Source organism: Ruegeria sp. AB8 (assembly GCF_056542605.1).
Window position 1 is genome coordinate 46,184 of record NZ_JBQGAB010000015.1, and the last position, 15,248, is coordinate 61,431.

General features: G+C 56.0%; 12 protein-coding genes and 1 tRNA gene. 5 read left to right on the plus strand and 8 right to left on the minus strand.

Going from position 1 to position 15,248, the window contains the following annotated elements:
- The first annotated feature begins 789 nt into the window (after positions 1–789).
- Positions 790–2,997: a KAP family P-loop NTPase fold protein gene (locus tag ACR0CG_RS15855; protein ID WP_480526161.1), complete on the plus strand. Its 2,208-nt coding sequence runs from the start codon at positions 790–792 to the stop codon at positions 2,995–2,997.
- Positions 2,998–3,077: 80 nt separating this feature from the next.
- On the opposite strand, the gene ACR0CG_RS15860 is transcribed toward ACR0CG_RS15855, so the two are convergent.
- The 8 genes from ACR0CG_RS15860 to ACR0CG_RS15895 form a co-directional block, all read right to left on the minus strand.
- Positions 3,078–3,530, minus strand: coding sequence for a hypothetical protein (locus tag ACR0CG_RS15860; protein ID WP_480526163.1), 453 nt, complete (start codon positions 3,528–3,530; stop codon positions 3,078–3,080).
- 620 nt (positions 3,531–4,150) lie between these two features.
- Positions 4,151–4,423, minus strand: coding sequence for a hypothetical protein (locus tag ACR0CG_RS15865; RefSeq protein ID WP_480526165.1), 273 nt, complete (start codon positions 4,421–4,423; stop codon positions 4,151–4,153).
- A gap of 109 nt (positions 4,424–4,532) precedes the next feature.
- A tRNA-Met gene (locus ACR0CG_RS15870) sits at positions 4,533–4,609 on the minus strand.
- A 72-nt stretch (positions 4,610–4,681) separates the two neighbouring features.
- Positions 4,682–5,662, minus strand: a complete 981-nt coding sequence (locus ACR0CG_RS15875; protein ID WP_480526167.1) for an alpha/beta fold hydrolase — start codon at positions 5,660–5,662, stop codon at positions 4,682–4,684.
- Positions 5,663–7,126, minus strand: coding sequence for a flavin-containing monooxygenase (locus ACR0CG_RS15880; RefSeq protein WP_480526302.1), 1,464 nt, complete (start codon positions 7,124–7,126; stop codon positions 5,663–5,665). It lies immediately after the preceding gene.
- 131 nt (positions 7,127–7,257) lie between these two features.
- A complete protein-coding gene (locus ACR0CG_RS15885) occupies positions 7,258–7,518 on the minus strand; it encodes a hypothetical protein (RefSeq protein WP_480526169.1) in 261 nt (86 codons plus the stop codon).
- An 11-nt stretch (positions 7,519–7,529) separates the two neighbouring features.
- The gene (locus ACR0CG_RS15890) at positions 7,530–8,684 is read right to left on the minus strand and encodes an aromatic ring-hydroxylating oxygenase subunit alpha (RefSeq protein ID WP_170805921.1); all 1,155 of its coding nucleotides are present in this window, start codon (positions 8,682–8,684) and stop codon (positions 7,530–7,532) included.
- Positions 8,685–8,783: 99 nt separating this feature from the next.
- Positions 8,784–9,689, minus strand: coding sequence for a LysR substrate-binding domain-containing protein (locus tag ACR0CG_RS15895; RefSeq protein WP_480526171.1), 906 nt, complete (start codon positions 9,687–9,689; stop codon positions 8,784–8,786).
- Positions 9,690–10,189: 500 nt separating this feature from the next.
- On the opposite strand from ACR0CG_RS15895, the gene ACR0CG_RS15900 reads away from it, so the two are divergent.
- The 4 genes from ACR0CG_RS15900 (at position 10,190) to ACR0CG_RS15915 (ending at position 15,242) form a co-directional block, all read left to right on the plus strand.
- Positions 10,190–12,013: a BCCT family transporter gene (locus tag ACR0CG_RS15900; RefSeq protein WP_170681632.1), complete on the plus strand. Its 1,824-nt coding sequence runs from the start codon at positions 10,190–10,192 to the stop codon at positions 12,011–12,013.
- Between the two features lie 154 nt (positions 12,014–12,167).
- On the plus strand, positions 12,168–13,715 hold the full coding sequence (locus tag ACR0CG_RS15905; RefSeq protein WP_480526173.1) for a trimethylamine methyltransferase family protein: 1,548 nt from the start codon (positions 12,168–12,170) through the stop codon (positions 13,713–13,715).
- Between the two features lie 61 nt (positions 13,716–13,776).
- A complete protein-coding gene (locus ACR0CG_RS15910) occupies positions 13,777–14,508 on the plus strand; it encodes an SDR family NAD(P)-dependent oxidoreductase (RefSeq protein WP_480526175.1) in 732 nt (243 codons plus the stop codon).
- On the plus strand, positions 14,505–15,242 hold the full coding sequence (locus ACR0CG_RS15915; protein ID WP_480526177.1) for an SDR family NAD(P)-dependent oxidoreductase: 738 nt from the start codon (positions 14,505–14,507) through the stop codon (positions 15,240–15,242). Before ACR0CG_RS15910 ends, ACR0CG_RS15915 begins: the two co-directional genes overlap by 4 nt.
- The last annotated feature ends 6 nt before the right edge of the window (positions 15,243–15,248 follow it).

The window sequence follows — 15,248 nt, forward strand, 5'->3', positions numbered from 1 at the left end:
AGTAACGCGGGCTCCCCGAAGATTGACAGTTTCAGAAAACTAGCTTGATTGCCTGACCCGGCTCCGTGTCGCAGCGTTGCAGGCAGGAAAAAAAACTCGCACAACTGAGGAATAGAGCGTCACTTACTAGAGGTCAGGAAGCTGAACCCAAAAATCACGCAGCTTCAAAACACAAAGTGAGTAAAGCAGATTGCCTTCAGTTTTCTTCATTGTGGTTTTTGGAGGATGCCTTTCTTGGGCTTCTGGTCGCCAAAGCGGAGTAGGTGAATTGTACTTAGGCTTCTCTCGCCCGAGGATAACTCCACTATTTTGATCACACCGCACCTTAGTTTTGCTTAGAAATATGGTGAGCGCGAGTTTTTTGACGGTCTAGGCTTTGTCTAGTTTTCGGAGTGTTTTTAGCTCTTGCGCACCCAGAATGTACGTGTAGCCGTGCGTGCTTCGAGCAATGGGTTGGCTGCGCTCGCTTGTAGCGTGCCAACTACAAATCGAAAGATCTACGCATTCAAAACTCTTATGCGCGTCTTCTACACGAAATGGATATTCGCGACCGGGAGTGCTTTCAAAATTTGAATGCGCCCGTTCTGACCATCTGCAGAGTTGCCCGCGATTGTTAAGTGGAATCTAATCCAGCGACAAAAAGCAACAGTGTTCCACCCGGCTACAGCATTGTTTGTGAGTAAGTCGATTGTCGTTGAACTGATCTTAACTGTGCGAATAGTAATGAAAAAACCGTGTTCTAAAGTTACGCGACAAAAATTTCTGGCAAACAATTCATCTGGGAAAACTATGGCACTAGAACTAGATTCAGACAGAGCCTTGGTGGTTGAAGAATGCGATCAATTTGGGTTTTCGAAGATCGCGAAAAGGCTTGCACCTTCAATTTTAGAGGCTTCAAAAGGAGCAGGTTTGGTTATTGGCCTCGAGGGACCTTGGGGTTCAGGCAAGACCTCTCTTTTGAACTTTCTTCGCACTGAACTTGAAAAAGGCAAAGAGGCTAACATCCACACTGTGACGATTGCGCCGTGGTTGAATGGGGATTCGACACCAATGGTTTCGTCGCTTCTTGATCCCATCTCAGAGATGTTAGCTAAAAGGGAGGAAGAGCTTGCAGCAGAGCAGGGATATACCACTGAAGCAGTTCAAGCCAAAGTCAAGGAAGTTGGTGAAGCAGTTAGAGCTTACAGCCAAAGCACGGCACGCAAACTAGTACCATTTGCGAGTTTTGCAGGGCATTTCTTCCCCTCCGGCCACCTAGCAGCTGATGGTTTAAGCGCTGCTGCAAGTATTCTGGAAAGCTATGCGCCTCAAAGTCAAACCCCATCAGAGTTGAAAGCCGAGATCGCTGAGAAAATCCAGGAACTCGGTATTGGGTTTGTGGTAATACTAGACGACTTGGACCGCCTAGAGCCGGCACAGGCAGTTGAAGTAGTCCGCCTAGTGCGTTCCGTGGCCGATTTTCCTAATGTGGCATACCTAATGTGTTACGACCGTGACGTGCTTGGTCAGGCTTTGAAAACTGGTCTAAACGTAAAAGATGGAGACTTGTTCTTACAAAAAATTGTTCAGTTGACGTTCGCGATCCCTCTGCCCGAGCCTTTCGATCTACGGGCTCAATTTTTGACAGGGGCCGAAACCCTTTTTGAGCAGGTTACTGGATCAAAACCTCAAGGGGATATGCTACAAGACTTAAGATCTGCGGTCGATCACGAAGGGATGGGACTGTCGACTCCACGCGAAGTCAAGCTTGCTTTAAACGGTATTCGTTTCGTCTTCCCATCAATAGCAGACGATGTCTATTTCCCTGACTTTTGTAGACTTCACCTAATAAAGACTACACAGTTCAAACTTTATAAATGGCTCGAAAAATACCTGTCCGTTCGCTCGATTATTGTAACTGGTGACGGTAGAATAAATGCCGAAAATAGAAAAGATTTTGGGAAAAAATTAAAGAAATTGCTACCTTCTGAGGAAATCGACTCGAGCAAATCGATATGGCATCTATCCGAATTTGTTCCTGGCATTGAAATGCACGAAGAACCAAAGAAAAGAGTTTTTGCAAAAACGTCGAGACAAGACGTGAGTGGTGCCATAAGACTAAAACGCTTAGGAAGCCCCATACACTATCGTTACTATTTCGCTTTGACTAGCCCCAAAACCGTGATGAACGATGCTGATTTCCACGAGTTGTTGCAACTGGCTGGGAAGGATTTGCCAGAGCTTACCGCAAAACTATTGACGTATGCTTCAGAAATCAGACCAGTAGGTAAATCCTGGCTAGAGCATGTTCTAAACAGGCTAGACGAGGAGACTATTGCAACACTTGAGGATCAAAACGCTGCTGGCTTTATCCATAGCATTTGCGATTGCATGGACACGGCAATTTCGAACCAACTAAAGCCGGGGTCCTTGGTTTTTGGTATTGAGAAAGTCGCGGCGGAGGCTACTGAAGCTTTATTCGTCCGACTAAGAGATCAAAACCCAAGTTTGATGCACAAAGTTGCAAAAGATGTGGCAAAGAACGCAAAGGCATTAAACTGGCTTGTAGGTAGGTTGTTTAGAGACCAAATTTGGGATCATGGGATCGTTGGTGACCGCAAAACGCAACCCGAGCAATGGGTGTTTGATGATGTGTTCCTCAACGAGTTGATGGCGATTCTGGACGAACGCCTGAAAGAAGCGAAAACCCAAGATTCCTTTCAGAGTATGCCAGATTTATCAGGTTTCCTATACGGATGGCGAGACCTATCAGGCGCCGAAGTCGTGAGAAAGTGGGTAAAAGAGTTCAGTGTCTTAGATGAGAATTTCCTACAAGTTTTAGAAAGTCTTCGACATTGGGCTATGAGCAACACGGTCTACTATCCCCTCTCGGAACAGAGCGTCTCAGATTTCTTTGACTTGGGCGAGGCAAAAAAGCGCTTGGACGAAATGGAAGGTGGGCACTTTTCTGAAAAAGCCCGGGAGCTCAAGCAAGCAATTAATCAAGCAAGTGACTAGGCGGAGCCCAGACTACGAGTAAGGTCGGGAATAGTTTTCTTGAACCAAACTTAATTTGCAGCGATTGTTTGCCTATTAGCCTATGAGCCAAACTCGTTCTGCTCGACATCTTGAGGAACGACTTCAACGACTTTTTGCCCTGGTCGGACATATTCGTAACCCTGAACCTGCCTAGCGTCGACATGTACGGCCACCTGAGGCGTCTTTCCTTCGCTTGCGAGGAACTCAGCCATCCTAGCTCGGATGGACTCCGACTTTGCGTTATGCATTAGATCCAGCGCCACCTCAATAGCTCGCGCTTTGGCCATCGATCTCAGTTGCTCGGTTTCAAGGATGTAGGCTTGTTGAACCGCTTCGAAGTGTTCCCTAACTGCCGGTCGTTTCATCGCCTTGTAGTATCCGGCCGGCGACATACCTGCTTCGGAGCATGCCTTGTCGATTGTCAGGCCATGGCGAACGCGCAGTTCGACGGCCTTCCGAAGTTTGGATGAAATCCGGGGTTTGGGGGAGGGAACAGAGGTGAGCTTTGTCATATCCCAACACTAGTTCATTGTTGTATCGTCTCGCATGCACAGTTGGGGTTACACAGAGCGCCATACGGGTAGCTCTCAGGCCTCAGTGCAATCATCTGAAAGAAACGCCCGAAAACGCATCTCTTGGGTAGGGTACAGTCCCACTGCATGGTATTCCCGCCCTGACACGGCCTCATCGTTCACCGCGAAATGTGCGAGCCCGCCGGAGGGGTGCAGCACCTCGGACCTCTGCCAATCGATCAGTGGTGCCGGATCCGTCGCTCCGAACCCTTCAATCATCTCCCGTATCTTTTGGACAAAAAAATACTGACAGGGCACCAAGATCTTCTGGCCGCGTGAGACCCTGTAGACGATTTCAGAGCTCTTCATTTCTCCCTACAACTGGTTCGGGAGGAAGTCTCCAATCAGATATACGAATGGCCGATGCACGGCATCAAAACGATATGTGATTGATGAGTTGAAAGAAAAAAATTTATTAGAGACCCGCGAGTGTGGGAGTGGACACTGCATCTGCGCGCGCGGATTTTCCCCCCGCTCCTCTAACAAACAGACCCCCCGGGGTACCTCGCACGGGGGGCCATTGGTTCTTTCAACGCCGGTCACAAACTTGGTCTATTGACCTAGACCTTGACCAACTTTGGGCTGTCCTTGGTGGCGTCAGACCAATCGGCCGCAAGATTGAGGGCTTCGATCTGATCAACGAGCATGTCTGTGGATCTGCACAGCGCTTTTGCCATGCCATCCACCGCCTTTAGTGTTTGGGGATGTATGTCTTGCAGCCCGCCGTTGTCGAAGAAGATCGCATTATCCAGCGCTACTGCTAAGCCAGCGGTCTGATAAGCTACGCCCAGCATTTCGTCGCAGATTTCCTTAGGTGAGTATTTTTGCATCATTTTTCCTTTCCAATAGGTTTTGAGAAACCAAGTGGTGGGAAAGATGGCGGGGCAATCTCAAGGAAGGGTGTGATTTTTCTTCAAAATCATATACTTAACTTGAGTGATTTGGTAGCGGAGGAGGGACTTGAACCCCCGACACGCGGATTATGATTCCGCTGCTCTAACCAACTGAGCTACTCCGCCACGAGTGAGAGGCGATTTAAGGGAGGGGTCCGGCAGGGTCAAGAGGGAAATGGCGGTCCGTGGCGGAATCTTTCACTCTTTGGGCTGACCTGCCGATTCCAATCGGGATGAGCGGCAATTATCGGCAATCTTTCGGATGAACGATGCGCAAATTTCCGGGATGGTGATGAGGATCATATGGCCGTGCTTGCCAGTTTCCTCGTAGGTCAGGCCGAATTCTGTCATCGGAGGGCCGTGCTGCGCGGCTGAGAGGATGGCGTCCTGAGTGCCATAAAGAATACCGCCCGGCACTTGTAATTCAGGGTAGCGGCGGCATTGGTCTTCGATGCTGGTATCCACGCCAACCACGTCCTGCGAGGCTGTGATGAAGGCCGATGGGCGCAGCCCCAGGGCACCCCCCGCCCGGTCCAGGAAATCCGCCGGGGCGGGCTCGGGCTCAAAAACGGCGCTCAGAACATGGGGCGCTGTCTTTGCCGCCAGCGGCACGGCGATCGTATTGCCGATCAGGTTGCGTAACCAGGCAGTCCGGATTTCCAGCGGTTTGAAAACCTGTGGCGGCGCGGGCATTTGCTGTGTCAGCGGGGCCAGCAACGCGAGCCCCGCAATCCGGTCGGGATATTCAAGGGCCATCGCCAGCGACACCGCCCCGCCCAGAGAATGCCCGACCAGAATGACGTCGGTGACCGATTTTTGGTCCAGAAACTCCTGTATCATCCGGGCCTGCTCCGGAAGGGTGCCCAACGACGGGTCGTCCCGGGTAGAATACCCGCAGCCGGGGCGATCAAGGGCAATGACGTGGAAATCGTCCGTCAATTCGTCCATCAGCGCATAGGTGTAATGCTGTAGCTGCCCCGACAGACCGTGGATCATCACGATGGTCTGGTTGGTGGGATCTCCACGCTCGACATAGTGGATGCTGCCGCCATCAACCGCGACCACCTGACCCGGTTGAGGCACCCTTTCGAACCCCTTTTTGGTCAGCCGCCGCGTCCAAAGGTTCATGGCCAGCAGAAAGAGGCCCAGTGCGCCCAGCAAGATCAGGATAGTCGTCATCTACAATTCTCCATTCGGCGTGGGCACTGGACGGTATTGTTCCAAACCCGCCTGCGCCATCCTCTTTTCGTACTCCGCCACGGTGCCGGGCCACAGCGTGGTGTTGCGCCCTTGCGCATCCTGATACCACGATGTGCAGCCGCCAGTCTGCCAGACGCTGTCGGTGTGCCGTTCGCGCATCTCGCGTGTGAACTCATCCTGTTTCGCGGCATCCGGCATGATGACCTTCAGCCCTTTTTTCTTCATCTGCGCCAGAACGCGGCCAATGTGTTTCACTTGGGCTTCAATCATCAGAACAACCGAGTTGTGCCCCAGCCCGGTATGCGGCCCCAGCAATATGAAGAAGTTCGGGAAACCGGCGATCGCGGTGCCCAGATTGGCCTGCATTCCGTCGCCCCAAGCTTTGTGCAGTGTAATTTCGTTGACGCCCGAGATGTCCAGTCGTTGCACCACATCCGTGACGTGAAAGCCGGTCCCCCAGATTAGAACGTCAGCCTGAACCGTGCTGCCATCTGTTGCGATGATCTGGTCGGACTCAATGGATGCCACCCCTTGCGGAACCAGGTGGACGTTGTCGCGGGCCAGTGCCGGGTACCAGTCGTTCGAGCTCAGGATACGTTTGCACCCGATCCGATAACCGGGCGTCAGCATCTTCTGCTTGGTAGGATCCGGGATCGCGCCAGTCAGTGATTTACGCCACATTTTCATTGCGAAATTCACCATGCGCGCCTCGCCGCGAAATACTTTGTGGCGGTACTCAAAAATCATGTAGATCAGCTTGCGCCGCAGGCGTGGCAGCAGGGGGACGTGACGGTAGAGGCGACGTACCCATGGTGCAATCGGGCCGTCAGGGCGCGGCAGGACATAAGGCGGGCTGCGCTGGAAAACGGTGACGTCCGCCGCGGATTTGGCGACTTCGGGCACGAACTGAACCGCGGATGCGCCAGTGCCCACAACCGCGACGCGTTTGCCGGCCAATGGGACGTCGTGTTCCCATTCGGCGGAATGAAAGCAAGGGCCGGGAAAGCTCTCGGCGCCGGGGATATCCGGAATGTTCGGCACATGCAGCGCACCAATTGCCGAGACCAGAAAGCTTGCGGTCCAGTGCTGACCTTCATGTGTTTCGACCTGCCAGCTTGTGCCGTCCCATCTGGCAGATTTCAGGCTTTGGTGAAAATGGCACAGATCGTACAGGCCCTCGGCGCGGGCGATCTTCTGCAGATAGGACTGAATCTCGGCTCCGCCCGCATAAGCCCGGCTCCAGTCCGGGTTCGGGTGGGTAGCCATTGAATAGAGATGCGAGGGGATATCACAGGCAACGCCGGGATAAGTATTCTCGCGCCAGGTCCCGCCGATATCGCCTGCTTTTTCAAGGATGGCGATGTCGGCAACGCCGCGCTTTCGCGCCTCCAGCGCCATGGTCAGCCCGGAAAACCCGGCGCCGACGATCAGCATGTCAGTCACGTTTTCCAACGTTTGCCCCTCCGGTGACGGTCCGATTGAAGCCCCGGGCAGAATAGAAGTTTTATCGCGCGTGTGAACAGGGCGACGTTAGGGCAGTGTAACGGCGGGGCACGTTACCGTCGACGGTTGGCTCAGAACTCCAACCGTTCCGTGCGCCCGTGTTCAAACAGCCGGTAGTTCAGAACATCGGCTTCGGGCACGCCGGCTTCCAGCGCAAAGACAAAGGCATGGGTCAGATAGAAGCAGGCCGCGTCCAGGTCGCGAACGGCTTCACGCTCGTCCGCGGCCTGTGTGTAATAGCGGACAAGGTCTACGTGGTCGCCTCGGGAATGTGCATCCAGCAGCAGCCGATCCAGCGTAGCCCGTTGATCTTGTTCTGTCCGATCCTTCACCCGGCCGTTCCTCAGACTGTCCGGCCGTTTTCGATCTGCGTGGCCACCCAGTGGTGGAAGCAATGGGTCGGTCCATCCATCGCCGGGGAAAACCGCCCGCCGTCAAACAGAACGCCGTGCCGACCTTTCTGCATGCCTTCCACGACGAAAACATCCTCTTCAAAAACGGTTTTCCATAGCTGCGCGTTCGAGGCGCGCAACCCGTCATGCTCGGGCGTTTCGGCTTCGCTCTTGGCGTAATACAGCTCGATATGTTCCACTGTGTTCTCCTGATCGACAGGCTCGAGAACGATGGCAAAGCTGTGGTCGCGCTGGACGCCCAACAGCACATTGGGATACAGCGCGACATATTCCGCGCCCTCATCCCACTTGTCGCTCAGGCCGGCAAAATCCTGCAGCGTGGCACCGTCCTGATCTGTCAGTTGACGGTAAACCAGCGTTCCCTGGCCCGAGTAGTGGTTGCGCGCTTCGATATTATAGTGATCTTCCAGACGGGAATAGCTGTTGAGACCGGGATGCACCCACGGCAAATGATAGCTTTCGCAATAGTTCTCGACTGCGAGCTTCCAGTTGGACTTGACCTCAAGCTTGAAGGACGATGTCTCTCCGCCGTGAAAGATAGGCTGTTCAAATTCGCCCCAGCGTTCCATCAGCGGTCCGTGAACCTCTTCGAAATCGGGTGCGTTGCCGCTGACATTGACGAAGATCACGTCACGCCAGACGTAAGACCGAATCCGAACCAGCCCCAGATCGTCCTTGTCGATATCTTCATGCTTGTTCTGTCCCGGCCCCCCCACATGAGGCGTCGCATGCAGCTTGCCTTTCAGGCTGTAGCACCAGCTGTGATAGGGACAGCGGATGGCACCGCCGATTTTTCTGGGCGTATCCACCAGGATCATTCCACGATGCCGGCAGGTGTTCTGAAACACGCCGATCTCGCCGTCGCGGTCGCGCACGATCAACAGGGGCATACCCAGAAAGTCCACTGGTTTGGCGTCTCCTTCCTCGGGGACGTCCTTGCCAAACCCGATACCAGACCAATTCGAAAACAGGACCGACTGTTTTTCTTCGGCAAAAACCACCGGGTCGATATAATGTTCGTTCGGCAGGCCGTTTGCGATATTCACATCGTTCAGAACGGATGACAGAACACTATGCTTGTTCATCGGGCTCTCCTGACTCTTGGCTGGATGCATTTCAATCGTTTTGACGGAACCGCTGCCCCCGCTTCAATATCAGAAATCCTCATCACAGCTTGACCTGATCTAATCCGAATTCTGACGCACTTCCTGAATGATCCAGTTCTTGAGCGCGCGTGCATTCTCGGTCAGTTCCTCTTCCGGCCGGCCGACCAGGTAGAACTGGTTGGGGGCCGTCAGGCGATGCGGGCCGATCGGAACCAGTTTCCCGGATTGCAACATAGGCCTGATCAGGCGTTGCCATCCAAGCGCCAGTCCTGCGCCCTTGCGCGCAAGCTGCAAGGCCACCGAGTAGCTGTTGACGCGTGTTTCCACCGGGATGTTTCCTGAATACCCCAGAATTTGAAACCAGTCCGGCCATGTCGTCCAGGTCTGATCCTCTGAATCCAGATGAATAAGCCGCTGGGCGGCCAATTGTTCCAAATCCGCCCCCGCAAGTCTTTCGGCCGTGTCCGGGCTGCCGACCGCGATCAGCTGATCTCGGTACAGCGGGGTATGCGACAGCGTAGGGTCATTGTCCTTGCCGTATCGGATGAAGAAATCAATCTCGGGCCGGTTCCTGAAAGGACGATCCTGCGAGATCTGATCGACATTGACTTCAGGCGTTTCCCGCCAGAACCGGATGATGGAGGGTGACAGCCACAATGCGGCGACGGCCGTTGTCGATCCGACGGTCACCTTGCCGCCCGACGTGCGGTCGCGGATCGTCGCCAGCGTTTTTGAGATGCGCCCGAAGGACGTGGACAATGCCTCGTACAATGCCCTTCCGTCCTCGGTCAGGTCCACACCGCGATGCTTGCGTTGAAAAAGCGCTGTATCCAGATCGCCTTCCAGCGCCTTGATCTGATGGCTGACTGCGCCGGGTGTGACTGACAATTCCTCGGCGGCGTTCTTGAAGCTCAGATGCCGTGCTGCTGCCTCGAAGGCGGAAAGGGTGGTCAAAGGCGGCAGTTTATAATGGCGTCTGGACATGCGTAATCAGTACTCGGTTTAGGATCATTCAAGTGAATAATGGAATTTTCTCGGTTGTAGAACTGATTTTGTTAAACAATAGATGCATCTGTCAGTCACAAATGGCGGCTGGGGTCGGCAATGGGTCGGATAGTGTCGGTAAACGCCGAATACGACCGAAATCGACCTTGTATGCAGACGAACCAATGAGGGTCGAGTACAATGGGCTGCAAAAAACGCCGTTGAACAGGTCCGCAGACAGTTTCGGGTTCCGTGCCAATTCTGGGCGTCACCCGTATGAAAAAAAACTGGAAGGCCAGGGCGCAGCACGTGTTTTCGGACCAGGTTGCGCTGAAATCTGTGCGTATGGGAGCGCGCGTTGGCACTTCCCGGGGTTGAAAGGGTTTCATGTGTACCCCGGCCGCATGCCCGGTCGTCAGCTACATCAGGACGTCGGCGCGAAGGCGCATACGCAACCACGTAGACCCCCAAAATAATGACATCGCCATGGAGGAGAGAATATGTCAGTACCCGAACCGTTCACGGATCTCGAGATAGAAACGGCGGATGCCGGTTTCTACGAGAACTACAGCGTCCCGATCGCCCTGATCAGCAAAGGGATCATGGTCGCGCTCGTACTTTGGGCGCTGGTGTTCCCGGCCAATGCGAACAGCACGCTCGGCAGCTGGAACGGCAGGCTGCTTGAAGTATTCAACAGCTTCTACGTTATCATCGTCGGCCTGTTCTTCTTCTTCCTTGCCATCGTTGCGATCCTGCCATCCACCGGTCGGCGGATCATGGGTACACCGGGTGAGAAGCCTGAATTCTCGAATTTCTCGTGGTTCTCGATGATGTTCGGCGCGGGTCTGGGTGTTGGCCTGATGGTGTTTGCCACCGCCGAACCTCTGGGTCTATGGGGCTCGAACCCCGTGGTGGTCTCGGGCGCGGTCGAGGGCAACTCGCCTGAGGCGCTGCAATCCGCATATCGCTTCACATACCTGCACTACGGCTTCCACGCCTGGGCAATCTACGTGGTAACCGGGCTGTCGCTGGCGTATTACGCCTATACGCGCAACATGCCCCTGACGATCCGCTCGGCGCTGACGCCTCTGTTTGGCCGCCTGATGAACGGGTTTCTGGGCCACACCGTGGACGTTCTGGGTGTTGTGGCGACTATTCTGGGTGTCTCGGTCACCATCGGCTACGGCGTCAGCCAGTTCATCGACGGTCTTTATGCCATCACCGGCATGCAGTGGATCATGGATATGGGCGGCGAGGTGCCGACCCCCAGCAAGGTCGGTCTGATTTCGGGGCTGGTCGTCATCATGGGCCTGTCGATCATTTCGGCGGTTTCCGGTGTTGGCCGGGGCGTCAAGTACCTGTCGAACCTGAACCTTGTGCTGTCGATCATCCTGCTGGGCACGTTCATCGTCTTCGGCTCGTTTGTCTTCGCCATGACCACCTACGGCTCGGCGATGGTGGACTACATCCTGCACTTCCTGTCGCTCAGCTTTAATGCCTATGGCCCGCTGTCGGCCGAAGCTTTTGCAGCAGCTCTGCCCGCCGAGGCGCAGGCGCATGCGGCTGACCTGATGGGCGGCGCAACCAATGCCTGGGGCAGCTTTGACGGCTTCAAGGGCGGTCTGGAAGGTGCAGCCGCCGAGTTGGACGAAGCCACTCTGACCGCGGCTTATGCAGCAGGAGAGCAGGGCCGTCAGTTTGGCTGGCAGGCAGGCTGGACCACGTTCTACTGGGCCTGGTGGATCGCGTTCTCGCCCTTCGTGGGCCTGTTCCTGGCGCGCATCTCAAAGGGTCGCAGCGTGCGCGAGTTCATCCTGGGTTGCGTCTTCGCACCGGCACTGGTCTGCTTTGCATGGATGACCGTTCTGGGCGGCACCGCGATCGATCTGGAACTGGCAGGCGCGGCGGAAGGCGCGATCATTGGGGCGTCGAATACGAACAAACTGTTCGTGACGCTGTCCTACATGATCGACGGCGGGCTGCTGTCCATGCTGAACGTCATGTGCGTGATCCTGATCATGACCTTCCTGGTGACATCTGCGGACTCGGGCATTCTGGTAATGAACACCATCATGTCGGGTGGCAGCCAGGAAACCGGTATCAAGCACCGCATCATCTGGGGTGTGATCCTGACGGCCGTGATCGGTGCGCTGGTCCTCGCTGCGGGTGAAAACAACCCGATGGATGCTCTGCGCAACGCGATGATTATCGGTGCGCTGCCCTTTACCATGGTGATGGGCCTGATGTGCATCGCGCTGGGCAAGGCGTTGTTCCGCGACGGACAACGTGAAAAGCACGGTGTCTCTACCCAAGCCGCCGAATAATCGGATTGCGACAGACAAGATCAGGCACCGCCCCGACAGGGGCGGCGCTTTTGGTTTTGAAACGGTGTCGGTTCCTGCAAACAGATTTCGGAATCAGTGAGGTGCGCGACCTGCGAATCCCCCATTCTGTCTTACAAGATTGGAGGATTGCCCCATGAACATTCGTACCGCGACCCGCTCGGGCGGACGCTCGGCCCGCCGCGCCAAGCGAACCGCGCCAAACTTTGAGATGTTGCCCGGACTGACCCGGGGCATCCCGCTATGCGAGGTGATGGACGGCGCCCAGGTTGAGCGCATCGACAACGCCTCGATGGGCATTCTGGAAAATGTAGGCGTGCAGTTCCGCGACCCCATTGCGCTGGAAGACTGGAAAAAGGCCGGTGCCAGGGTCGAGGGAGAGCTGGTCTATCTGGATCGCGGATTGGTTCGTGAACTGATTGCCACAATCCCTTCGGATTTCACCTACCATGCCCGAAACCCTCAAAAGAACGTGCGGCTGGGTGGCAGGCATTCGATCTTCGTGCCGATGACCGGCGCGCCGTTCCTGCGTGATCTCGACGACGTGCGCCGCAATCCGACGCTGGACGATCTGGCAATGTTCCACAAGCTGAGCCACATGATGCCCGCGTTGCATTCGTCGGCCCATCATATCGTGGAACCCTACGATCACCCGATCAGTCAGCGCCACCTGCGCATCACCTATTCGTCGATGAAACATTCGGACAAGACGTTCATGGGCATGACCACCAGCCCCAAGAACGCCGAGGACGTGATGGACATGTGCGCAATCTTGTTCGGGGAAGAGTTCCTTGAGGATCACCCTGTCACCACCGGCAACTGCAACGGCAACTCGCCGCTGGTCTGGGACGAAACCATGCTGGGCGCGATGCGTGCCTTCTGCCGCCGGAAGCAGCCGGTACTGTGTTCGCCCTTTGTGTTGGGCGGTGCCAACACGCCCGCCAGCGTACCCGCGACTGTCGCGCAGTTGAACGCCGAGGCGCTGAGCGCGCTGGCCTACACACAGGTGATCCGCAAAGGCGCGCCCGCGATTTACGGCCACTACCTGTCGACCGTGTCGATGAAATCCGGCGCACCGATGGCGGGCACGCCCGAAATCAGTCTGATGAATTTCATGATTGGTCAGATGGCGCGGTACTACGACGTGCCGTGGCGTACCTCAAACACGCTTGGCGGGGCCAAGACCTTCGATGCGCAGGCCGGTTACGAATCTGCCACGACGCTGCAGGCTGTAATTCATGCCGGCGCCAATTACATCTGGCATTCGGCTGGCTGGAACGAGGCCGGGATGCACTGTTCGGTCGCCAAGTTCATCGTGGATGCCGAACAATGCGCCATGGCCTATCGCATGGCCGAAGGTCCGAAATGGCACGATTTTGATCAGGCTCTGGCGGCAGTGCCGGATGTGGGGCCGGGCGGTCACTATCTGGGTCATCCACACACACAGGACAATTTTCAGACCGCGTTTTTCATGCCCGAAATGTTCGACAACAATTCGATCGAGCAATGGACGGCTGAGGGCGAGGTTGAGATCACCGAACGCGCTCTGAACCACGCCCGCAAGCTGCTGGCCGAATATCAGGAGCCCACGCTGGATCTGGCCAAGAACGAGGAACTGCTGGACTACATCGCGCGCCGCGAACGGGAAATACCGGCAGCGGACGAACTGAACCAGACGTATTGATGATCTCTCCCCCACTGGCCCGCCGGGAATCGGCGGGTCTTTTTTTGATCGGGAAATTGAAATGGAAATGAATGGAAGAAAGGCGCTGGTTACTGGCGCTGCCGGAGGGATCGGCGCAGCAATTGTCCGCCAATTGCGGCAGGCCGGCGCGCATGTTGCCGTGGCGGACAGATCAGTTGACGGGATCGAGGCCGAAGCCCACCTGCCCGGTGATCTCAGGGACGCTTCGTACAGCGACGCGCTTCCCCAAGCGGCCGCGGACCTTCTGGGCGGGCTGGACATCGTGATCAACAATGCGGGCGTGATAACGCGGGGCACCGTCACCGAAACCACGGATGATGACTGGTCACTGTCCCTGGGTGTCAATGTCGAAGCACCGTTCAGAATCTGTCGGGCCGCGATTCCGATCCTGGCCCAATCGGGGGGCGGGGCAATCGTCAATACGGCATCGTGCTGGGGCTTGCGGCCGGGGCCAAACCATGCGGTTTATTGTATGACCAAGGCGGCCATCGCCTCGCTTACGCAGTGCATGGGAATGGACCACGCGCATCAGGGCATTCGCATCAACGCGGTGTGCCCGAATGAAGTGAACACGCCCATGCTGAGGTCCGGTTTTGCAAAACGCGGGTTCGATCCGGATACTGCCGTGGCCGAATTGGGTGCAACTGTCCCCCTGGGACGGATTGCCGAGCCTGATGACATCGCAGATGTCGTCCTGTTTCTTGTCTCGGACGCGGCGCGTTATGTCTGCGGCACATTGGTTGAGGTCAACGGAGGTAAGCCAGTCACATGAACCGATTCCAAGGCAAGGTTGCCCTCGTCACAGGCGGCCGCAGCGGTATCGGCCGTGCCATCGCGGTCAGGCTGCAGCAAGAAGGCGCGCGCGTCTTCACGGCCCAGCGTGGGGCGGACACAGAATTTGAAGGCATCGCTGCGGATTTCACCAGACCTGACAGCCCGGCGCAGGTGATCAATGAACTGATTGCGAAGGCCGGGCGCCTTGATGTTTTGGTCAACAATGCAGGGATGATGCAGGAAGCCTCGGTCGAGGACATGAGCCTGGACGACTGGCAGCGGACCCTGACGGTCAACCTGACGGCACCGTTTCTCATGATCAAGGCCGCCTTGTCGCACCTTCGAAAAACGCACGGCAACATCGTCAACACCGGCTCGATCGAAGGTCTGGGCAGCAACCCCGGACATGCGGCCTATGGGGCGTCCAAGGCCGGACTGCACGGGCTGACCCGCGCGGTCGCGGTCGATCACGGGCCCGAGGGCATCCGGTGCAACGCAGTCGCGCCGGGTTGGATCGACACGGACCTGAACGAGGATTTCATCGCCTCGATGCCGGATCCCGAAGCATTTCGCCGGAATATCGGGCGCATCCACCCCGTGTCCAGAACCGGAGCACCGGAAGAGGTTGCGGCCCTTGTCGCATTTCTGGCATCAGATGACGCGGCTTTTGTCACCGGACAGGTCTATACCATCGACGGCGGACGCATGGCAAAGCTCAGCCTGCCGGGATAGGGCAGA